This is a genomic window from Delftia sp. K82 (assembly GCF_002193035.1).
GTDB lineage: Bacteria > Pseudomonadota > Gammaproteobacteria > Burkholderiales > Burkholderiaceae_C > Comamonas > Comamonas acidovorans.
In genome coordinates this window covers 2,413,152-2,433,644 of the sequence record NZ_MYFL01000001.1, presented here as the reverse complement: position 1 = coordinate 2,433,644, position 20,493 = coordinate 2,413,152, and the positions used below count along the sequence as shown (strand labels likewise).

The window sequence follows — 20,493 nt, the reverse complement described above, 5'->3', positions numbered from 1 at the left end:
TCAGTTCACCTTGCGGGCGTGGTTGGCCCAGTAGGGCGCCTGCACTGCGCGGCGCATGACCTTGCCGTTGGGGTTCTTGGGCAGCTGCTGCACGAATTCGATGTGGCGCGGGCGCTTGAAGCCGCCCAGGCGCTCGGCGCAGAAGCTGTCCAGCGCGGCGCTGTCGCCGGCCAGGCCGGGCTTGAGCACGATGTGGACGGCCACGGCCTCGCCCCATTTGTCGTCGGGGATGGCGAACACGCAGGCATCGGCCACCGATGCATGTTCGTAGAGCACGGACTCCACCTCGGACGGATAGACGTTGAAGCCGCCGCTGATGACCATGTCTTTCTTGCGGTCCACGATGTAGACAAAGCCCTGCTCGTCCATGCGGGCCAGATCGCCCGTGTGGTAGCGGCCGTTCTTGAGCACCTCGGCTGTCAGCTCGGGCGCGCGCCAATAGCCTGCAAAGACATCGGCGCCGCTGACCACGATCTCGCCGATCTCGCCCTCGGGCACCGGGCGGCCCTCGTCGTCCAGCACCTCGACCAGGGATTCCAGGAAGGGCCGTCCGCAGGAAGCCAGCCGCTCGGGGCGCGATGCGCGCGCCTGCAGGTGGTCCTGCACCGTCAGGCCGCAGACACCGGAGGTGGTCTCGCCCGCGCCGTAGCCCTGGGACAGGATGGGGCCGAACACGTCCATGGCCTGCAGGATGCGCGCGGGCGCCATGGGCGCTGCGCCGTAGCCCAGGCGCAGCAGGTCGGGCAGGGGGCGGTAGCGGCCGCCGATCTCGGCCAGCAGCATGTTGATCATGGTGGGCACCATGAAGGTGTGGGTCACGCGCCGCGCCTGCATCTCGGCCATGAAGGCGCCCGGCTCGAAGCCTGAGAACAGGTGGATGGTGGCGCCCGTGCACAGCGCCGGCACCATCTGCATTCCCGAGGCGTGCGTGACCGGCCCCACCAGGCCCAGCACGTGGCCGGCCTGCATGCCCTCGCCGCGCATCAGGAATTTGCGCAGCTGGGCCAGGCGGTTGCCGAAGGTCTGCATGGCGGCCTTGAGCACGCCAGAAGAACCTGAGGTGTAGTGCAGCACGGCCACCTCGTGCTCCTGCACGGCCACGGGCTGGAAGCGGTCGCTGGCGCGGGCGAGCAGGGCCTCGTAGCTTTCGCCAGCGGGGCCGTCCAGCAGCAGCAGGCGCACGTCGGCAGACTGCAGGTGCGGCTTGAAGGCCTCAGCGCGCGCTGCGGTGGTCACGATGACGGCGGCATCGCTGTTGGCCGCGATATCGCCCACTTCGCGCGGCGAAAGGCGTGCGTTGAAGGGCGCCTTGATGAGCCCGGCCTTGTAGCAGGCGATCTCGATCTCCACGATTTCCACGCAGTTGGGCAGGTAGATGCCCACGCGGTCGCCACGGGACAGGCCCAGCGCCGCCAACGCATTGGCCAGCCGGTTGGAGCGCTGTTCCAGCTCGGCGTAGCTGATGCTGCGCGCGGCGCTGGTCACGGCCGGCTGCGCGCCGTGGGCCCTGCAACTGCGCGCGACCAGTTCGCCGACATTGGGGATGGGAAGGGAGTGGGAGTGGGAATGGGTGTGGCCTGCGGTGGGCCGGGATGTCTCGTGCATGGCATTCCTTGGCTGAAGCCGCGCGTTTTGCGCGGCGTGCCATGCACTGTTCCAGAAGAGGCCTGGAGCGGGGAAATACCGTTTAGTGATTCAGGCGCATCAGAAAAATTGATGTCCAGATCAACCCTTGCGGTATTTGCTGATGGCCCGTGCCCAGACCCCTGCGGTCATGCCGTCATGCCTGCTGCCAGCGTGCCTGCCAGATACCGGCCGTGATGAGTTGCCGGGCCTGTGCCATCAGCGCCTGCTGACCCACCTGCAGCGCCGGGTCGCTGCTGCGGTTGGCCTGCACGGCCAGGAAGTAGCGGCGCAGCAGTTCGGGCGCCGTGACCTGGGCCACGATCCAGCCGTGCTGGATGGCCGTGGGCGCAGCCTTGGCTTCCTCGCGCAGCCAGGCGGGCGCATCGCTCAGCGAGCAGGCGGGCGTGAAGGTGAAGCCCGCGCCGCAGTGGTAGAGCGAGCGGATGACGCGGGCTGAATCGTGTTCGTGGACGATGTTCAGCCGCAGGTCCCGTGCGTCGGCAGCAGCCTCCACGGTCTGGCGGATGGAAAAGCGCCGCGACTGCAGCACCAGCGGCAGCTGGCAGGCGTGGGCAAAGTCCATGTGCGGCAGGCCGCCGTCCGGCGCGGGGCGCAGCAGCGGGGCCACGCTGCCATCGACATCCTGGCCGCAGACGTAGATGGATTCCTCGGCCATGGGCTCCACCTGCATGTCGTGCAGGCTGGCCGTGTCCACAAGAATGGCCAAGTCTGCGCGCCGGTCCAGCATGGCCTTTTGCACCATGAGGCTGAGGTCGTCGAGCACGAAGATGCGGATGCGAGGGTGGCTGTTGCGCAGGCTGGCGATCACGGGGCCGGCCAGCAGGCTGGTCAGCAAAAAGGGCAGGGCGATGGTGACCGAGCCTTCGGGGCCCTGCGGCAGGCGCTGTATGCGCTCGCGCACGGCATCGGCGTCGGACAGCAGCCGGCGTGCGTCCTCGTACAGCTGGGCTCCGGCCGGCGTGGGAGTCACGCCGGCGTGGCTGCGCTCCAGCAACTGGGCTCCCAGCTCGCCTTCCAGCTTTTTGATCTGCGCCGTGAGCGCGGGCTGGGCCACGTACAGCGAGTGCGCGGCGCGCGAGAGGCTGCCCGCCTCCAGCACCGCGATGAAGTAGCGCAGCGCCCGCAGGTCCATCTCAGCCCAGGGGGCGGTAGGTGGGGCGCAGGGCCTCGATGTCGCCTTCGGTCCAGGCGCGCAGCGCCTCCTGGGTGATCAGCAGCACCTGCTCGTCGCCCGAGCTGGTGTCCAGCCAGAACACGGGCAGGTCGGGGAAGGCAGCTTCGAAGAAGTCCTTTTCATTGCCGATTTCCAGCACGACCACGCCTTCCTTGGCCAGACGTGACGGCAGGTCCAGCAGCAGGCGGCGGATGAAGTCCATGCCGTCGGCGCCGCCGGCCAGGGCCAGTTCGGGCTCGGCCTGGTATTCGGCGGGCAGGCGCGACATGCTGTCGGCATTCACATAGGGCGGGTTGCACAGCACCAGGTCCCAGGGGCCGGGCAGGGCGGCCAGGCCATCGCTTTCCAGCAGCTGCACGCGCTCGGCGAGTTCATGGCGGTCCACGTTGATGCGCGCCACGGCCAGTGCGTCGGTCGAGATGTCGGCGCCCGTGACCTCGACTTCGGGCCAGGCCATGGCCGCCAGGCAGGCCAGGCTGCCGTTGCCGGTGCACAGGTCCAGCACGCGGCGCGTGCGGTCGGACAGCCAGCCGTCGATGCTGCCGTCGGCCAGCAGCTCGGCAATGAAGCTGCGCGGCACGATGGCGCGCTCGTCCACGTAGAAGGGCACGCCCTGCAGCCAGGCCTCGCGCGTGAGGTAGGCGGCGGGCTTGCGCGTTCGGATGCGCTCTGCGAACAGCTCGGCCACTTCGGCCTGCTGCTGGGCGCTGACGGCCTGGTCGGCCAGGGATTCGGGCGCGCCGGGCGCCAGTTCGCTGTCCAGCGGCAGGCCCAGCTTCCACAGCGTGAGCCAGGCCGCTTCGTCTTCGGCAGTGGCCGTGCCGTGGCCGAAAGCCACGCCGGCCGCCGTGAGCGCTGCGGCCCCGGAGGCCACGAGGTCGGCGATGGTGCTGCCCGAGATGGCGGGAATATTGGCAGGGGTGGGGGCGGATGTCATCGTCGGCTCCTTGGTCGCATTCAGACGGCCTGCTGTCGCTGCAGCTCCTGGAGCGTGCGGCGGTAAATGTTCTTGATGGGCTCGATGTCGGCCACCACGATGTGCTCGTCGATCTTGTGGATGCTGGCGTTGGGCGGGCCCACCTCCACGACCTGGCTGCAGATCTGGGCGATGAAGCGGCCGTCGCTGGTGCCGCCCGTGGTGGACAGCTCGGTCTCCAGGCCGGTCTCGGCGCGGATGGCCGCCTGCACGGCGTTCACCAGCGTGCCCGGCGTGGTCAGGAAGGGCTGGCCGCCAATGGTCCAGGCCAGCTCGTACTCCAGCCCGTGGCGGTCCAGCACGGCGTGCACGCGCTGCTGCAGCGATTCGGCCGTGGACTCGGTGCAGAAGCGGAAGTTGAAGTCGATGGTCACATGGCCGGGAATGACGTTGGATGCGCCCGTGCCGCCATGCATGTTGCTGATCTGCCAGCTGGTGGGCGGGAAGAAGGCATTGCCCTCGTCCCAGCGCGTGGCGGCCAGTTCGGCCAGGGCCGGCAGGGCCTGGTGGATGGGGTTGCGCGCCAGCTGTGGGTAGGCGATGTGGCCCTGGATGCCCTTGACCGTGAGGCGACCGCTCATGGTGCCCCGGCGGCCGTTCTTGATCATGTCGCCCGTGCGTTCCACCGAGGTGGGCTCGCCGACGATGCACCAGTCCAGGCGCTCGCCGCGCTCGCGCAGCAGCTCGACCACGACCTTGGTGCCGTCCACCGAGGGGCCTTCCTCGTCGCTGGTCAGCAGCAGGGCAATGTCGAAGGAGGGGGCCGGTGTCTCGGCCAGGAATTCCTCCAGTGCCACGACGAAGGCGGCGATGGAGGTCTTCATGTCGCTGGCGCCGCGGCCGTACAGCTTGCCGTCGCGGTGCGTGGGCACGAAGGGCGGGCTGCTCCACTGTTCCAGCGGGCCGGTGGGCACCACGTCGGTATGGCCGGCAAAGACCAGCACGGGCCGGTCGGCGCCTGTTCCGGAGCGCCGGGCCCAGAGGTTGCGCACGCGAAAGCTGTCGGGGCCGCTGTCGATGCGCTCGCAGGCAAAGCCCATGGGCTGCAGGGCATCGGCCAGGAGTTCAAGGCAGCCGGCGTCTTCGGGAGTGACGGAGGGCAGGCTGATCAGCTGCTCGGTCAGTTGCAGGGTGCGGGACATGGTGGGTGGAATCAAAAAACAAAAAAGTCGGAGGGCCGGCTGCCGCCAGCGTGCTCCGACATTGTGAACGCTGCGGGGCTGGCCGATCAGTTCGGCTTGACTTCCAGCATGATTTCCGTGAACGAGGGCATGTCGTCCTCGCCGGGCGTGGCCAGTTCGGCGAACTGGCTGGACTGCGCTGCATGGCTGGCCTTGACCACGTCGTTTTCCAGGCGCCACATCAGGTTGGTGGGCGAATCGGCGAAGGCCAGGGCTTCGGCGCGGTCGATGCGGCCGGAGCGGACCAGCTGCGCCAGCGCCTCTTCAAAGGTCTGCGAGCCTTCGGCCATGGATTTTTCCATGGCCTCCTTGACGCCCGAGAAGTTGCCGCGCTCGATCAGGTCGGCGATCAGCTTGGTGTTGAGCATGACCTCGACGGCCGGCATGCGGCCGCCGTCCACGGTGCGAACCAGGCGCTGGGAGATCACGCCCTTGAGTGCAGCCGACAGCTCGCCCAGCATGGTGGGGCGGATTTCCTCGGGGAAGAAGGACAGGATGCGGTTGAGCGCGTGGTAGCTGTTGTTGGCGTGCAGCGTGGCCAAGCACAGGTGGCCCGACTGCGCAAAGCCCATGGCCGAGGACATGGTCTCGCGGTCGCGGATTTCGCCGATCAGGATCACGTCGGGGGCCTGCCGCAGCGCATTCTTGAGCGCGATCTGCAGCGATGCCGTGTCCGAGCCCACTTCGCGCTGGTTGACGATGGAGCGCTTGTTGCGGAACTGGTATTCGATGGGGTCCTCGATGGTGAGGATGTGGCCCGTGAGCTTTTCGTTGCGCGCATCGATCATCGAGGCCAGCGTCGTGCTCTTGCCAGAGCCCGTGGAGCCCACGACCAGCAGCAGGCCGCGCTTTTGCATGATCAGCTCGCCCAGCACGGGCGGCAGGTTCAGCGTGTCCATGGCCGGAATGTGTTGGGCGATGAAGCGGATCACCACGGCGCAGCTGCCGCGCTGGTGCATGGCGCTGACGCGAAAACGCCCCACGCCGCGCAGCGGCACGCCCATGTTGAGCTCGCCCGTTTCGTCCAGTTCCTGCAGGCGTTCGGCCGGCACGATCTCGGCCAGCAGGCTGCGCGGCGCGTCGGGCGGCAGCAGCTGGTTGTTGATGGGCACGCATTCGCCGTTGATCTTGATCAGCGCCGGCGCGTTGACCGCCAGGTAGACGTCGGACGCCTGCTTCTCGCCCATCAGGCGCAAAATCCTCTCCATCGTGCCCATGTTTTCCCCCAAATTCGTGTACTGCCGCTGTTCTTGGATCGTCTGCACGCTCTTGTGACGTGAAACGGGCGTCCGCTGCCTGGTGGCCGGGGACGCCCTCGAGAGTATGCCTTGCTCCATCCCCTGAACAGGGGATGTTTTGGCGCCGCAACCACGCCTTTGGCGCGGTGCGGATGCGGATCAATCGCGCAGCAGGTCGTTCAGGCTCGTGGTGGAGCGTGTCTTGGCATCGACCTTCTTGACGATGATGGCGGCGTACATGCTGTAGCGGCCGTTGTCCTTGGGCAGGTTGCCCGACACCACCACCGAGCCGGCAGGCACGCGGCCATAGCTGGTCTCGCCGGTCGCACGGTCATAGATGGGGGTGGACTGGCCGATGTACACGCCCATGGAGATCACGGAGTTCTCTTCCACGATCACGCCTTCGACGATCTCGGAACGCGCGCCGATGAAGCAGTTGTCCTCGATGATGGTCGGGTTGGCCTGCAGCGGCTCCAGCACGCCGCCCAGGCCCACGCCGCCGGACAGGTGCACGTTCTTGCCGACCTGGGCGCAGGAGCCCACGGTGGCCCAGGTGTCAACCATGGTGCCTTCGTCCACATAGGCGCCGATGTTCACGTAGGAAGGCATCAGGATCGCGCCCTTGGCAACGAAGCTGCCGCGGCGGGCCACGGCCGGGGGCACCACGCGCACGCCGGTGGCGGCGATCTCGGCCTCGGTCATGCCGGCGAACTTGGTGGGGACCTTGTCGAAGAAGTTCAGGTCGCCGGACTGCATCAGCACGTTGTCCTTGAGGCGGAAGGACAGCAGCACGGCCTTCTTGATCCACTGGTGCACGGTCCACTGGCCCACGCCTTCGCGCGTGGCCACGCGCAACTGGCCGTTGTTCAGGGCTTCGATCACGTGGTCCACGGCCTCGGTCACTTCCTTGGGGGCGGCAGCGGGGGAGAGGCTGGCACGGTTGTCCCAGGCGGTGTCGATGATGGATTGCAGCTGTTGCGTCATATGGCTTTGGTGATCAAAGGGTTTGTGAGGAAAGGGGAGCGCAGGGCTGTCTCAGCGCTGGCGCGATTCTATGAACTGTGCAATGCGCTGTGCGGCTTCCAGGCATTCTGCGGTCTCGGCCACCAGGGCCATGCGCACGCGCCCGGCGCCGGGGTTGCGGCCATTGGCTTCGCGCGCCAGGTAGCTGCCGGGCAGCACGGTCACGCCGGTGGCGGCATACAGCTCGCGTGCAAAGTCGGCGTCGTCCAGGCCCAGCGATTCGGGAATGCCAGCCCAGAGGTAGAAGCTTGCGTCGGGCAGGCGCACATCCATCACGCGCGCCAGCACGGGCGTGACCTGGTTGAATTTTTCGCGGTACAGGCGGCGGTTTTCCTCGACATGGGCCTCGTCGGCCCAGGCCGCCATGCTGGCCGTCTGCACCACGGGGCTCATGGCACCGCCGTGGTAGGTGCGGTACAGCAGGAAGGCCTTGATCAGGGCTGCATCGCCCGCCACGAAACCGCTGCGCAGGCCCGGCACATTGCTGCGCTTGGACAGGCTGGTGAACATCAGCAGGTTTTTGTAGTCCGTGCGGCCCAGGCGCTGTGCGGCTTCCAGGCCACCCAGGGGGGCGGTGCCGTCGAAATAGATCTCGCTGTAGCACTCGTCGCTGGCGATCACGAAGCCGTAGCGGTCGGACAGGGCAAACAGCTTTTCCCACTCGGCCAGCGGCATCACCGCGCCCGTGGGGTTGCCGGGCGAGCACACGAAGATCAGCTGGGTCTTTTCCCACACGTCGGCGGGCACGCTGTCCCAGTCCACCGCGAAGTTGCGTGCGGCGTCGCTGGGCGCGTAGTACGGCTGGGCGCCGGCCAGCAGGGTGGCGCCTTCGTAGATTTGATAGAACGGGTTGGGGCAAATCACGCGCGCGCCGTCCTGGCTGGCATCCACCACCACCTGGGTGAAGGCAAACAGTGCCTCGCGCGAGCCGTTGACGGGCAGCACCTGGGTAGCGGCGTCCAGGGCAATGCCATAGCGCTGGCGAGCCCATTGGGCGCAGGCCTCGCGCAGCGCGGGCTCGCCCGCCGTGGCCGGGTACTTGGCCAGGCCGCCGAGGTCGGCGCTCAGTGCCTGTTCAATGAACGCCGGCGTGGCATGGCGGGGCTCTCCGATGCCAAGGCTGATGGGGCGCACGCCCGCCGGTGGCTGGACCCCGGCGAACAGTTTGCGAAGACGCTCAAACGGGTAGGGCTGGAGTCGGGAGAGCAGGGGATTCATGGGCTCGCATTATGGATTGATGCGCTTTCGGCATGTCGTTGTCACAGGGGACTGCGGGTCTGCACGCTGGCTTTTTTGCATTCTGTTACCTATTCTGGCATGGTCTCGACTGGGGCCATGCCATCTCGTGTGGCGGGGCCTCGTGAACGGTGAATTCCAGATACCAATGACTAGAGAGGCAATCAGCTATGCAGGCAGGCGCTGGCATGGAAAAAGTGGGAAACAGGCATCGTAAGCATACATCCGGCCCCGGGGCCGGCTTCCTTGTATGCGCCATGTGGGCATTGGCGGGGCCGCCGCTGGCGTTGGTGGCCGGTTCGGCGGGCTTGGGGCCCTGGGTTTGGGGTGCCTTGCTGCTGTGGGCCGGGCTGTTGCTGGGCGGCATGCACAGGCTCTGGTCGCGGGTGATCGGCGAGCGCGAATTGCTGCAGCAGGCCATGCAGGGCATCGCCCAGGGCGACCTGAGCCAGCGCGTGACCGTGGAGGCGGCCGCCTCGCAGGAGGGCGCTGGTGCTGTCCAGACGCCCAAGGCGCTGCTGGGAGGCATGGTCACCTCGCTGTCGGGCATGGTGGCCGATGTGCGCAGCAACGCGGCCCTGGTGGCGCAGGCCGGGCAGCAATTGGTGAACGAGCACCAGGCGCTGTCCGATCGCACCGAGCTGCAGGCCACCAACCTGGCCCAGACCGTGGTCAGCGTGGAGCAGTTGAGCAGCGCCGTGCAGCACAACGCCGATGTGGTGGGCGTGGTCCACCACCAGGCCAGCGCCGTGCGCGGTGCCGCTGATGAAGGCGTGGTGGCCATGGGCCGCGCCGTGGAGTCGGTGGAGACCATTGAGAACAGCGCCGGGCGCATGCGGGAGATCATCGGCGTGATCGACGGCATTGCTTTCCAGACCAATATCCTCGCGCTCAATGCCGCCGTGGAGGCCGCACGGGCTGGCGAGCAGGGCCGAGGCTTTGCCGTGGTGGCCAGCGAGGTGCGCTCCCTGGCCGGCCGCTCGGCAGAGGCGGCGCGCGAGATTCGCCACCTGATTGGCGATGCCTTGACCCAGGTGGAGCACAGCACCGAATTGATTCGCACGGCCGGGCGTGGCATGGAGCGCGTGACCGAAGGCATCCGCCGGGTGGCCGAGCACATGGGCGAGCTCTCGCAATCGACCGGCAGCCAGAGCACGGGCCTGGCCGAGATCAGCCGCGCCGTGCACCAGATCGACGAGATCACCCAGCACAACGCGCAGATGGTGGGCCACGCGCTGGACCAGGCACGCGCGCTGCAGCAGCGCGCGCAGATGCTGTCAGGGGCGGTGTCGCGCTTTCGGCTGCAGCAGGGCACGGCGGAGGAAGCCGTGGCCCTGGTCGAGTCGGCCCTGGGCCTGGCGCGGCGCGGCGTGGCCACCGAGGCACTGCTGGCCGCCGTGAACGACCCCGGCCAGCCCTTCCATGACCGCGATATGTACGTTTTCGCCCTGGCCGCTGACGGCAGCTACCGCGCCTTCGGCGGCAACCCTGCGCGTGTGGGCGTGCGTGTGCAGGAGCTGCCAGGCGTGCGGGGTGAACAACTGCTGGCCGACATCATTGCCCAGGCCGAGCGCGGCCCAGGCTGGGTGGAGTACGACTTCAGAAACCCTGCCACGCAACAGGTACAGACCAAGATGTCCTTCGTCTGCAAGCATGGCGGGCTGTACTGGGGTTGCGGGGTCTACAAGAGCCTGGCGCTGGCTGCGTAGGCCTGCTACGGCCTGCGTGGGTGCCTATGGCGATCTATGACCATCTATGGGCATCCATAGGCTTGTACTGGCGGGCGTAGGCGGGTCTCGCTGCCCGCCCACATCCACTCAATGCCCTTTGGGCGTTGAGGCGCCACCCGCACGCTGGGCACGTGCGCGGGCAAGGATGGCTGCGATGGTGGCTTGCTTGCTGTCGGTCGCCAGCGGGGGCGCCGGGCAGGGCGTGGAAGGGCTGGCGTCGTCGGCCATTTCCTGCTCCCCCAATGCAAGAGGCGTCTGCGCCCGGGCGGCACCCAGGCGTTCGCGCTCCTGTTCACGCTCCTGTTCACGCTCTCGGCGCAGCACATAGCGCTGTCGCGCATGCTCGGCCTGCTGGGGGCTCCAGGCAGACCAGCCTGTGGCCGGGCCGCTGGCGTTGTGCAGCTCGATACAGTCCACGGGACAGACGGGGATGCACAGCTCGCAGCCCGTGCAGTGGGCTGCGATCACCGTATGCATGAACTTGTTGGCGCCCAGGATGGCATCCGTGGGGCAGGCCTTGATGCACAGGGTGCAACCGATGCACCAGGCCTCGTCGATCACGGCCACGGTGCGCGGGGCTTCCGTGCCGTGCTCGGCGCTCAGTGGGACAGCGGGCCGGCCCGTCAGTGCAGCCAGCCTCTCCACTCCCGCAGCGCCCCCGGGGGGGCACTGGTTGATGCCGGCCTCGCCCGAGGCCACGGCCTGGGCATAGCTGGCGCAGTCGGGGTAGCCGCAACGCGTGCACTGCGTCTGCGGCAGCGCCGCGTCTATGCGTGCTGCCAGATCGTCGCGGGCAAGGATTGCGAAGGCGGACATGGCGTGCCGGGCTTGCTCGGTGCTCAGCCTGCCTGCACCTTGGCACCGCGCTTGCGCGGCTGCTCGGTGGCCGAGGGCGCGTCATCGCTCAGGCTGCTGGTGTGACCTGCAGCGCTGGCGGCCGTGGCGCTTTCGGGCTGGTGGGCACTGATGAACTCGCGCACCTGCGGGTAGACGATCTCTCTCCAGCGCCTGCCGCTGAAAATCCCGTAGTGTCCCGCGCCCGGCACTTCAAGGTGCCTGCGCTGGTCCGCGGCAATGCCCGTGCACAGATCGTGCGCAGCCCGTGTCTGGCCGGAGCCGGAGATGTCGTCCAGCTCGCCTTCGACGGTCAGCAGGGCGCTGCCCTTGATGTCCTGCGGGCGCACCAGCTCGGCCTGGCCTTCGGGCGAACGCACTTCCCAGGTGCCATGGACCAGCTTGTAGTCCTGGAACACCGTGGCGATGGTCTCGAGGTAGTAGTCGGCATCCATGTCGAGCACGGCGTTGTACTCGTCATAGAACTTGCGGTGATGCTCGGCGCTGGCGTCGTCACCCTTGATCAGGTCCTTGAAGTAGTCGTAGTGGCTATTGGCGTGGCGGTCCGGATTCATGGCCACGAAGCCCGAGTACTGCAGGAAGCCGGGGTACACGCGGCGGCCTACGCCCGGATAGCCTTCGGGCACGCGGTAGATCACGTTGTTCTCGAACCACTCGAAGCTGCGGTTCTGCGCCAGGTTGTTCACCGAGGTCGGCGAGCGGCGCGCGTCGATGGGGCCGCCCATCATGGTCATGGACAGCGGGGGCGTCTCGCCACGGCTGGCCATCAGCGACACGGCAGCCAGCACCGGCACCGTGGGCTGGCAGACGCTGACCACGTGGCACTGGCCGTACTTGCCCTGCAGGTAGCGGATGAACTCCTGCACATAGTTCACGTAGTCGTCGAGGTGGAACTCGCCATCGGCCAAGGGCACCAGGCGGGCGTTCTTCCAGTCGGTGATGTAGACCTTGTGGCCGCCCAGCATGCTTTGCACCGTATCGCGCAGCAGCGTGGCGTAGTGGCCCGACAGCGGCGCCACGATCAGCACCACGGGCTGGCTCAGCATGGTCTGCAGCGTATCGGTGTCGTCGGAGAAGCGCTTGAAGCGGCGCAGCTCGCAAAACGGCTTGTCCACTTCGACGCGCTCGCGGATGGTCACGTCAACGCCGCCCACATCCACACTGTGCAGGTTGAATTCGGGCTTCTCGTAATCCTTGCCAAGGCGATAGAACAGATCGAACCCGGCGGCCATGCGCTGGGACATCGGACCTTGGCTCAGCAACGAGTGGGGGTTGCTGTAGAGCTTGGCTGCAGCTTGCGCGAAATCGGCAAAGGGCTCGACCATGGCGCGCTGGATTTCGTAGAGCTGATAGAGCATGGATACAAGGGGTTGTTTGGATATGTTGCAGTGCAATATATCAGCAGCAAGCTAAGAAAATTGGTAGTAAAACCCCTTTGATGCTGTCGCGTAAGTGATAGTTTTTACCGATAGGCCTGGGCGAGCGGCCGCCTCAGCCCTGGCCATCCTGCAATGCAGTGCTCTGCGCTAGGCGGCAAGCGCCGCCTCGGCCGGTTTGGTGCGCGCAAGCCGCATCACCTCTGAAGGCGGCAATTGCTTGAGCTGGTGATTGCTCCACACCTGACGCCAGCGGCGCGCCCCCGCCAGCCCGTTGCGCAACCCCAACATATGCCGTGCGATGGAGTACCAGTGCGTGCCATGCGTGCGCGCCTCGCGCTCCATATAGGCCACCATCTGCTCCTCGATGGACTCGCGTGTGTGCTCCACGCTCGCATCGCCGTAGTAAAGCGCATCCCACGAGGCCAGCCACCAGGGGTTGTGATAGGCCTCGCGGCCCACCATCACGCCATCGACCTGCTGCAGCAGTCCCTGCACCGTGGCATCGGCCTTGATGCCGCCGTTGATGGCAATGGTCAGTTCCGGAAAATCATGCTTGAGCCGGGCCACGATCTCGTAGCGCAGCGGCGGGATCTCGCGGTTTTCCTTGGGCGACAGGCCCTTGAGCCAGGCATTGCGGGCATGCACGATGAACACGCGGCAGCCCGCATCGGCCACCGTGCCCACGAAGTCGCGCACGAACTCGTAGCTCTCATCCTTGTCGATGCCAATGCGGTGCTTCACCGTGACGGGCACATCCACCACATCCACCATCGCCTTCACGCAATCGGCCACCAGCGGCGCCTCGTTCATCAGGCATGCGCCAAACGCGCCGAGCTGCACCCGCTCGCTGGGGCAGCCGCAATTGAGGTTGATCTCGTCATACCCCCACTGGGCCCCCAGCCGCGCGGCCTGCGCCAGATCGGAAGGCTCGCTGCCGCCGAGTTGCAGCGCCACCGGATGCTCCTCGGCCTCGAAACGCAGATGCCGCGGCACATCCCCATGCAGCAGAGCGCCCGTCGTCACCATCTCTGTGTAGAGCAAGGTGTGGCGGCTCAGAAGCCGGTGCAGGTAGCGGCAGTGTTTGTCGGTCCAGTCCATCATGGGCGCCACGGACATGCGCCACATGCTGGCAGGTGCTTGATTTTCTACGTTTGTCATTGATCTGATTGGGTTTTTGCTCTGGCGTCGTTGCCTGATTCTTCGCCATCCAACCCCGTTTTTGCTGATTTTCTCGCTGGCTTTGCTACATCCTTCACCTGTAGCAAAACAGATGGGACCATCACTTCACGCAAGCGCACACGGCTTGCTTGCTCGCTTGCCTGCACCGCACAGATCCGGCTGATGGAGAACGGCACGTTCGTCCACCGCGAAAGCCAGACCTACCGTCGGAAAGTGCTGGCCAGCGAGTGGCTGCGCCGGCGGGAGTACGAGCTGGAGCAGGAGCGCGCTTCTGGCCAGGCTCTACACAAGAAAGTTTCAGTGGGGGAGCTACTACGGGATTATGTCAGCGCAGCCGAAAACGTGACTGAGTGGGGCCGTAGCAAAAAGGCCGACATCGCGCGCCTGCAGGCCTCTGGTCGGGCCGCCTAAAGGTCACCAAGCTCACGGTGCAGGATCTGATGGGCTACACCAAGAAGCGGCGCACGGAAGACGAGGCCGGCCCCGCCACCCCGTGCTCAATGACATGGTGTGGCTGCGCCAGATCTTCCTGCATGCTTCGGCCGCGCGCGGCGTCGATGCGCCGCTGCAGGTGCTGGACCGTGCCAAGTCCGAGCTGCTGCGAACGCGTGTGATCGCCAAGCCGGCTCAGCGCTCGCGCCGGCTGCTGCCCGAGGAAGAGGCCAGGCTGCTGGAGCACTTCGCCAGCCGCGACGGCCGGGCGTCGATCCCCATGTGCGACATCATGCAGTTCGCGCTGCTCACGGCACGGCGACAGGAGGAGATATGTCGCCTGCGTTGGGACGATGTGGATTTCGAGAAGGGGGTTGAGTGGCTGGATGACGTGAAGCACCCCCGCATGAAGAAGGGCAACCGGCAGTGCTTCCGGGTGCTCAAGGCGGCAGCCGACATCATCAAAAGTCAGTTGAGGGAAGAGGGGCGGAATTCGTCTTCCCCTACAACAACAGATCAGTCGGAGCCGCATTCACGCGTGCTTGCCATGTCCTTGGTATCGAGGATCTTCACTTCCACGACTTGCGCCATGAGGCGACGAGCAGGCTTTTCGAGAAGGGATACAGCATTCAGGAGGTTGCCCAGTTCACATTGCATGAAAGCTGGGCCACGTTGAAGCGGTATGCCGCAAGCATGGACGTACAGCAATGAGCGTGCGCTCCATCACCCATCTGGTCGCCGCCAGTCTGGCCGCCTTCTTGGCCTGGAGCTAACAGGGCGCTCGCCTGGGCGCTGACCTGGCCGAGGCCCGCACTGCAGCTGCAGGCGAAAAGCTGGCTGTCAGCACAGCCCAGCGCGCGGCCGACGCCCGAGTGCGCCGCGCAGAGCAGTCCATCAACACCAACTACCAGGAGGCGCTGAATGCCGCTCGAACCCGCGAGGCGCTGCTGCGCCGTGAGCTTGATGACCTGCGCACTGTCTCTTACAGCCTGCGCGAGCAATCCGCAGATGCTGCCCGCCGACTTGCCAACGCTCCCCCCGCCGCCGTCCTTGAGTACGCCACTGCCTTCGGAGTCGTATTTGAAGACTGCCGCGCAGCGTATGCGGATATGGCAGCAAAGGCTGATGGGCATGCAACTGATGCAGCCCTGATGAGTGATTCCTGGCCCAACACGTCGCGTTGACGAGCGCGCGGGCGGGCAAAAGGAAAAGCCACCCGGAGGTGGCTTGTGTCTCAGACTTGTCGTCGCCGCATTCTTGCCAGTCCGAAAATTGACATCAGCGCTGACAGCACGATGAGGCCCCATTCAGAAATCGTGGGAATTGCATGCGAAGCTGCAGGTGCCGCCAGCAGCATGGGCGCGAAAGGATCCGTGATCATGCCCGGGACAGTGGTCTCGTTGTCGCCCTCACCGTCATCCGTGACGCTGTAGCTCACCGAATTGCCATTGACAGCCAGGTCCGGCGGCGTGAACCAGCCGATTTGCATGGGCGGCTGGCCGTGGGGTCCATATTTTTGCATCGTCAACCCCGCCAGGCTGCCGGCCGGGTAGCCCACCTGCACCTGGAGCTTGGCGCCTGCGCAGCCGGTGGTACTGAAGAACAGCGCACCCACTGGGAAGGATGCATTTGCCGGGGCACTGGGAATGCCCGAGGCGCTGATGCGAAGGGTCCCGGGGGACACCGTGCAACCCGCCTGGGTGCTGGTGACCAGTACGGACGCATTGCCTGCGTTGCCGGGCAGCGGTACGGTTTCGGCGACCGGTGCTGTCACAGCTACCGAATAGGCCCGTGAGCCTGTGGCACCGTTGGCATCCGTGGCCGTCACCGTAAAGCTGCTGGTGCCGCTGGAGGACGGGATTCCGCTGATGGTGCCCGTCGATGTATTGAGGGTCAGACCGGCTGGAAGGCTGCCTGAGCTAATGGTGTAGCTGTAGGGCGCGGTGCCGTCCGACGCGCTGACCGTGGCGCTATATGTGGTGCCTTGGAGCCCTGCGTTCAGGGAAGCAGGCGCCACAGCCAATGTCGGGGCACTGACGGTGATGGATACCGTGGCCGGGCTGGAGGTGCCTGTGGCATTGGTGGCGGTATAGGTAAAGCTGTCCGGGCCTGAGTAGCCTGCCGTAGGTGTGTAAGTGATGCTGGTCCCGCTGGCCGTGGCAGTGCCGTGGCTGGCTGCGCTGGCGATGGCCACGCTAGTGGCGGCGCCGCCGCTAAGGTTCAATGTGATGGGGTTGGCACTGCTGTTGGCAGCAACCGTGGCGCTGACGGCGCCGGCGACGGGCGCTTGGGCATTGATTGTAAATGTGTAGGCTCTTGATCCCGTGGCGCTGTTGGCATCTGTGGCCGTGATGGTCAGGTTGGTGGTACCACTGGAGGAGGGCGTGCCGCTGATCAGTCCGGTAGAGACGGTCAGGCTCAGCCCGACGGGAAGAGTGCCGGCGGTAATGGTGTAGGAGTAGGGCGCCATGCCACCGGAGGCAGACAAGGTGGTGCTGTAGCTTGAGCCGGTCGTGCCGTTGGGCAGGCTGGTAGGAGTTAGCGCAATTGTCGGAGCGCTGACGGTGATGGATACCGTGGCCGGGCTGGAAGTGCCTGTGGCATTGGTGGCGGAATAGGTGAAGCTGTCCGGGCCTGAGTAGCCTGCCGTGGGTGTGTAAGTGATGCTGGTCCCGCTGGCCGTGGCAGTGCCGTGGCTGGCAGCGCTTGCGACCGCCACACTGGCAGCAGCGCCGCCGCTGAGATTCAGCATGATGGGATTGGAACTGCTGTTGGCTGCTAATGTGGCGCTTACTGGTCCAGCGACAGGCGCCTGGGGTGCGATCACGAAGTTGTAGATTCTTGATCCCGTGGCACTGTTGGCATCTGTGGCGGTAATGGTCAGGTTGGAGGTGCCACTGGCGAAAGGAGTGCCGATGATCTCTCCGGTTGAGGTATTCAGGCTCAGTCCGGGAACAAGACTTCCAGAGGTAATTGCGTAGGTGTAGGGCAAAGTGCCCCCCGATGCCGAAACGGTGCCGTTGTAGGGGAAATTGACGAAGCCGTTGGGCAGGCTGGCCGGGGCTATGGCAAGGGTCGGGGCACTGACCGTGATGGACACCGTGGCCGGGCTGGAGGTGCCGCTGACATTGGTGGCGGTATAGGTGAAGCTGTCTGAGCCCGAATAACCTGCCGTCGGTGTGTAAGTGACGCTGGTCCCGCTGGCCGTTGCAGTGCCGTGACTGGCTGCGCTGGCGACTGCCACGTTGGTGGCGGTGCCGCCACTGAGGCTCAGTGTGATGGGGTTGGCACTGCTGTTGGCTGCGACCATGGCACTCACTGCCCCTGCAACAGGCACCGGCACGTTGTAGGTATATCCATTGGTAAGAGTGGCCGAACCGCCAGGCGTAGTGACCGAAACATTCACAGCGCCTGCCGCATGGGCCGGCGTGGTGGCCGTAATTGTGGTGGCGTTGTTGACGGTGTAGCCCAAGGCAGCTGTACCTCCGAAGCTGACTGCAGTGGCGCCCGTCAGATTGGTACCGGTGAGCGTGACCGAGGTGCTGCCGGCGATACTGCCGCTGTCGGGGGCGACGTTCGTCAGCATGGGCGTAGCGGAACTGGTGACCAACAGGTGATACGTGGCCACACCACCGTCGTTGTGGCCGTCATTCAGAGTGATGCTGAAGGTATACGCGCCGGCTGTGGTGGGGGTGCCATGCAAGAGCGTGGTCGCCGAGCCTGGCGAAGGGTCCAGTATGAGTCCTGGCGGGAGGCAAGGCGTCACTCCGTCATAGCTTGGATCCTCTGCGTCACACTCTACCCACATGTCCAAAGGCATTGTGCCCCCTATGGACGATATGGTGATGCTCATGGACTGTCCTACGGCGATGGTCGGTAGCGTGCTTCCTGAGGCTGGGTTCGTGATAACCGGAGCTGCGGCATGCGCGCAAGTCAGCAGCAAGAACAACTGCATAAAAAAAACGGCGATCCCTCGGAAAAACCAAGGTAAGAGCCGTTTTTTTTGCGGAATTTTTATCATGTAGGCCATAGCTAATTACCTGGTTTTAGATTTGGAAGAATGCTTTTGCTATTGAGAAATTCTTCTCAATGGATGAGATCAAGTCGCGAAAAAACGTGGCTTGAATGCACTCGTTGTTGTCAATGGTTAGAGTAGCGCTCAGTGATTTTAGTAATAAAAAGTATATTTTCCTATCACTGATTTCTCTGTGCAAATGGCCAGCGTCGTTGGGTAAGGATGGTTGTCGGCGGATTTTTCACGATGTTCCCCACTCGTACCAAGCCTGCCAACCTGCCGTGATTCAAACCACGTAAGGACGCACACATGAGCTTGAACGACGACCACCTGAGCCTCCTGTCCGACGCCGAGCGCGAGGCCATGGAAGACGACGACAAGTACGACCCTGACACCGACAACGCAGCAGCGCTGGCGGCCCTGGGTCGCTTCCCTCTCGATGCGGAAGTGGAGGAAGAGAGCAACGACGACGCGGCTGGCGCGGGCAACGGCATGTCCGGCTACCGGCCTGGTGCGCACGATGGTGGACCACGCGGCGAAGCTGCGCGCCAATGTTGTGTCCGTGCGGATAGGCGGCAAAGACCAGTACATCGTGCTCAACGAGCGCAACGAGAAAGCCGCGCGCCTGGCCATAGCCATGAAGAACATGGACGCCATGGAGCTGGACAGGTTCACGCGGGGCGCGGCCTTGATCACGTGCTGGTTCGCATCCGTCAACACTCAGTACAACCCGGTGTTCGGCGTCATGAACCTGGCGCGCGACCTGCAGGGCGCCATGCTGCAACTGTCCACCACGCCGCTGGCTGGCAAGCAGGCCGAGGTGTTCCGCAACATCCGGCGCAACACGCGCGCGATCTACAAGGAGCTGCGCCGCGAGCGCAAGGAAGAGGGCGCGCCCACTGGCCAATGGGCGCAGCTGTGGGAACAACTGCAGCTCGATTGCGGCACGACAGGCTACCGCGACCTGTATGCCGATCCCAAGGACCGTGCCAAGGCATTGCAGAAGGCGGGTGGCGTGGCCCTGGGCATGGCGTCGGCCATGGCCGGCTACCTGATGATGGGCGGCGGTGATGGCGCCGACGACGAATGTAAGAAGATCCCCGAGTTTGTGAAGGAGCGGGCGATCATCATCCCGCTGGGCCGCCAGGATTACGTGGCCATCCCGCTGGGCCGCCAGGATTACGTGGCCATCCCGCTGCCGCTGGGGTTCCATGTGTTCCCCAACATCGGCCGCACCATCGTGGAGATGGCCGTGCACGACGATCCGACCAAGAGCCGAATGGGTCACGTCCTGGACATGGCTGTACTAGCCCTCGATGCCTACAACCCGCTGGGCGGGTCTGCTGATCTGGGGCAGATGGCATCGCCCACCTGGTTTGATCCCGCGCTGCCCTCGCAACAAGGATTGGACAGGCCGGGAGATCTACCGAGGGGACCGGAGTTCAAACGACCCGATGCCAGGCGCGAGCCGGGTGAAGGATTCGACCGCGAAAGCCTTACCGCTGGCTGGCCTCCTTTGCCAATGCCGCGACGGGCGGCAACGAATGGCGACCCGGTGCTGTCAGCGCAACGCCTGAGGCCATCGAGTATTTGGTGGAGCAGATCACTGGCGGCGTGGGCCGCGAGGTGAACAAGGCCGCGGCCATGACCACGTTCGCCTTCACTGGCGAGGAACTGGCGCCGCACCAGATCGTGCTGGCGGGCCGCCTCTACGGGAACACGCGCGGCGCTAACGGCCAGAGCAACGCCTACTACGAGAACCTCAAGCGCATCAACATCAGCGAGAACGAGTTCAAAGCCCGGGGTCAGCGGGGCGAGGCATGCTGATGCCGTGCTGGCGGATGTGCCGCTGGCCAGGGCTCATGGCGCAGCGAAGGCGCTGGACAAGAAGATCTCGGACCTTCGCAAGTACCGCCGTAGCGTGCAGGCGAGCGAGGCTGCGGGCAAGCGCGATCAGGTGAAAGCGATCAATCAGGAGATCGAGCTTTCAATGCGGCTGCTGAACCAAGCGTATGAGTATTCTTTGCATTGATCAATTATTTTAGTCTGGTAATAATGATTGCTCATTTCCATGGATAGACTATTTTTAGTGCGTGCAATCATGCAATTCATGTTATCCCTATGTAATTTTATTTCATCAAGAGGGCATAATTGAGTGATACCGTGACAGTCGTTTTAACGAAAAGGAGAAAGATATGGCAACCTCAGATTTGGCCGATAAAATTGCCTTTTTGAACGGCTTAGATATTTCCAGAGATAATCCCGCTGCACTTGTGGTTGATTTTGCTCTTAGGGCAAAACGTGCTGATCTTTTCACTAGCAAGCAATTGTTGGGCGCAAAGTTAAAGCTCATAGACAGTAATGGGGTCGAACTACTCAACCAATTGGTTGAGGAAGATGAGCAAGAAGCACCAGCACCAGCACCAGC

At 64.9% G+C, this 20,493-nt stretch carries 18 protein-coding genes and 2 pseudogenes; 7 read left to right on the top strand and 13 right to left on the bottom strand.

Going from position 1 to position 20,493, the window contains the following annotated elements; translation table 11 throughout:
• The 7 genes from KDK82_RS10765 to dapC all read right to left on the bottom strand — a co-directional run bounded on the left by KDK82_RS10765 (nucleotide 1) and on the right by dapC (nucleotide 8,457).
• A complete protein-coding gene (locus tag KDK82_RS10765) occupies nucleotides 1–1,605 on the bottom strand; it encodes an AMP-binding protein (protein WP_088164851.1) in 1,605 nt (534 codons plus the stop codon).
• Nucleotides 1,606–1,780: 175 nt separating this feature from the next.
• Nucleotides 1,781–2,779: a LysR family transcriptional regulator gene (locus tag KDK82_RS10760; RefSeq protein ID WP_088164850.1), complete on the bottom strand. Its 999-nt coding sequence runs from the start codon at nucleotides 2,777–2,779 to the stop codon at nucleotides 1,781–1,783.
• A gap of 1 nt (nucleotide 2,780) precedes the next feature.
• A complete protein-coding gene (prmB, locus tag KDK82_RS10755; protein ID WP_088164849.1) occupies nucleotides 2,781–3,758 on the bottom strand; it encodes a 50S ribosomal protein L3 N(5)-glutamine methyltransferase in 978 nt (325 codons plus the stop codon).
• A 20-nt stretch (nucleotides 3,759–3,778) separates the two neighbouring features.
• Nucleotides 3,779–4,939 carry a succinyl-diaminopimelate desuccinylase gene (gene dapE, locus KDK82_RS10750; protein ID WP_034393204.1) on the bottom strand — a complete coding sequence of 387 codons (1,161 nt, stop codon included), beginning with the start codon at nucleotides 4,937–4,939 and terminating at the stop codon, nucleotides 3,779–3,781.
• An 86-nt stretch (nucleotides 4,940–5,025) separates the two neighbouring features.
• Nucleotides 5,026–6,195 carry a PilT/PilU family type 4a pilus ATPase gene (locus tag KDK82_RS10745; RefSeq protein WP_034393206.1) on the bottom strand — a complete coding sequence of 390 codons (1,170 nt, stop codon included), beginning with the start codon at nucleotides 6,193–6,195 and terminating at the stop codon, nucleotides 5,026–5,028.
• Nucleotides 6,196–6,375: 180 nt separating this feature from the next.
• Nucleotides 6,376–7,200: a 2,3,4,5-tetrahydropyridine-2,6-dicarboxylate N-succinyltransferase gene (gene dapD, locus KDK82_RS10740; RefSeq protein ID WP_012205450.1), complete on the bottom strand. Its 825-nt coding sequence runs from the start codon at nucleotides 7,198–7,200 to the stop codon at nucleotides 6,376–6,378.
• Nucleotides 7,201–7,251: 51 nt separating this feature from the next.
• On the bottom strand, nucleotides 7,252–8,457 hold the full coding sequence (gene dapC, locus KDK82_RS10735; RefSeq protein WP_013802542.1) for a succinyldiaminopimelate transaminase: 1,206 nt from the start codon (nucleotides 8,455–8,457) through the stop codon (nucleotides 7,252–7,254).
• 188 nt (nucleotides 8,458–8,645) lie between these two features.
• Between dapC and KDK82_RS10730 the strand changes: the two genes are divergently transcribed.
• Nucleotides 8,646–10,184 (top strand): methyl-accepting chemotaxis protein, encoded by a 1,539-nt coding sequence (locus KDK82_RS10730; RefSeq protein WP_088164848.1) that lies wholly within the window; start codon nucleotides 8,646–8,648, stop codon nucleotides 10,182–10,184.
• Nucleotides 10,185–10,292: 108 nt separating this feature from the next.
• Here the strand turns inward: KDK82_RS10730 and rsxB are convergent, their stop codons facing one another.
• The 4 genes from rsxB to KDK82_RS32000 all read right to left on the bottom strand — a co-directional run bounded on the left by rsxB (nucleotide 10,293) and on the right by KDK82_RS32000 (nucleotide 13,794).
• Entirely contained in the window at nucleotides 10,293–11,021 is a 729-nt protein-coding gene (gene rsxB, locus KDK82_RS10725) for an electron transport complex subunit RsxB (RefSeq protein WP_088164847.1), read from the bottom strand.
• A 23-nt stretch (nucleotides 11,022–11,044) separates the two neighbouring features.
• The gene (locus KDK82_RS10720) at nucleotides 11,045–12,418 is read right to left on the bottom strand and encodes a polyhydroxyalkanoate depolymerase (protein WP_088164846.1); all 1,374 of its coding nucleotides are present in this window, start codon (nucleotides 12,416–12,418) and stop codon (nucleotides 11,045–11,047) included.
• Between the two features lie 168 nt (nucleotides 12,419–12,586).
• Nucleotides 12,587–13,597 (bottom strand): tRNA dihydrouridine(20/20a) synthase DusA, encoded by a 1,011-nt coding sequence (gene dusA / locus KDK82_RS10715; RefSeq protein ID WP_088164845.1) that lies wholly within the window; start codon nucleotides 13,595–13,597, stop codon nucleotides 12,587–12,589.
• Entirely contained in the window at nucleotides 13,594–13,794 is a 201-nt protein-coding gene (locus tag KDK82_RS32000; RefSeq protein WP_143343452.1) for a hypothetical protein, read from the bottom strand. The genes dusA and KDK82_RS32000 overlap by 4 nt, the downstream gene beginning before the upstream one ends.
• Between KDK82_RS32000 and KDK82_RS32995 the strand changes: the two genes are divergently transcribed.
• A complete protein-coding gene (locus tag KDK82_RS32995; protein WP_218827071.1) occupies nucleotides 13,781–14,029 on the top strand; it encodes a hypothetical protein in 249 nt (82 codons plus the stop codon). The genes KDK82_RS32000 and KDK82_RS32995 overlap by 14 nt on opposite strands.
• Before the next feature lie 94 nt (nucleotides 14,030–14,123).
• Nucleotides 14,124–14,761 (top strand): annotated as a pseudogene (locus KDK82_RS32990) (site-specific integrase).
• On the opposite strand, the gene KDK82_RS32740 reads toward KDK82_RS32990, so the two are convergent.
• Nucleotides 14,680–15,183, bottom strand: coding sequence for a hypothetical protein (locus KDK82_RS32740; protein WP_179217825.1), 504 nt, complete (start codon nucleotides 15,181–15,183; stop codon nucleotides 14,680–14,682). The pseudogene KDK82_RS32990 and the gene KDK82_RS32740 overlap by 82 nt on opposite strands.
• A gap of 101 nt (nucleotides 15,184–15,284) precedes the next feature.
• Nucleotides 15,285–18,005, bottom strand: a complete 2,721-nt coding sequence (locus KDK82_RS10700; RefSeq protein ID WP_368731463.1) for an IPTL-CTERM sorting domain-containing protein — start codon at nucleotides 18,003–18,005, stop codon at nucleotides 15,285–15,287.
• A 499-nt stretch (nucleotides 18,006–18,504) separates the two neighbouring features.
• Here KDK82_RS10700 and KDK82_RS33380 point away from each other — a divergent pair.
• The 4 genes and pseudogenes from KDK82_RS33380 to KDK82_RS32735 form a co-directional block, all read left to right on the top strand.
• A pseudogene (locus KDK82_RS33380) lies at nucleotides 18,505–19,443 on the top strand (LPD38 domain-containing protein); the annotation flags it as partial.
• A gap of 101 nt (nucleotides 19,444–19,544) precedes the next feature.
• The gene (locus tag KDK82_RS33150; RefSeq protein WP_306417381.1) at nucleotides 19,545–19,892 is read left to right on the top strand and encodes an LPD38 domain-containing protein; all 348 of its coding nucleotides are present in this window, start codon (nucleotides 19,545–19,547) and stop codon (nucleotides 19,890–19,892) included.
• 4 nt (nucleotides 19,893–19,896) lie between these two features.
• A complete protein-coding gene (locus tag KDK82_RS33145; protein ID WP_256974449.1) occupies nucleotides 19,897–20,097 on the top strand; it encodes a hypothetical protein in 201 nt (66 codons plus the stop codon).
• Between the two features lie 163 nt (nucleotides 20,098–20,260).
• Nucleotides 20,261–20,493 (top strand): hypothetical protein (locus tag KDK82_RS32735; RefSeq protein ID WP_179217885.1); only part of this gene is annotated, 233 nt, incomplete at its 3' end.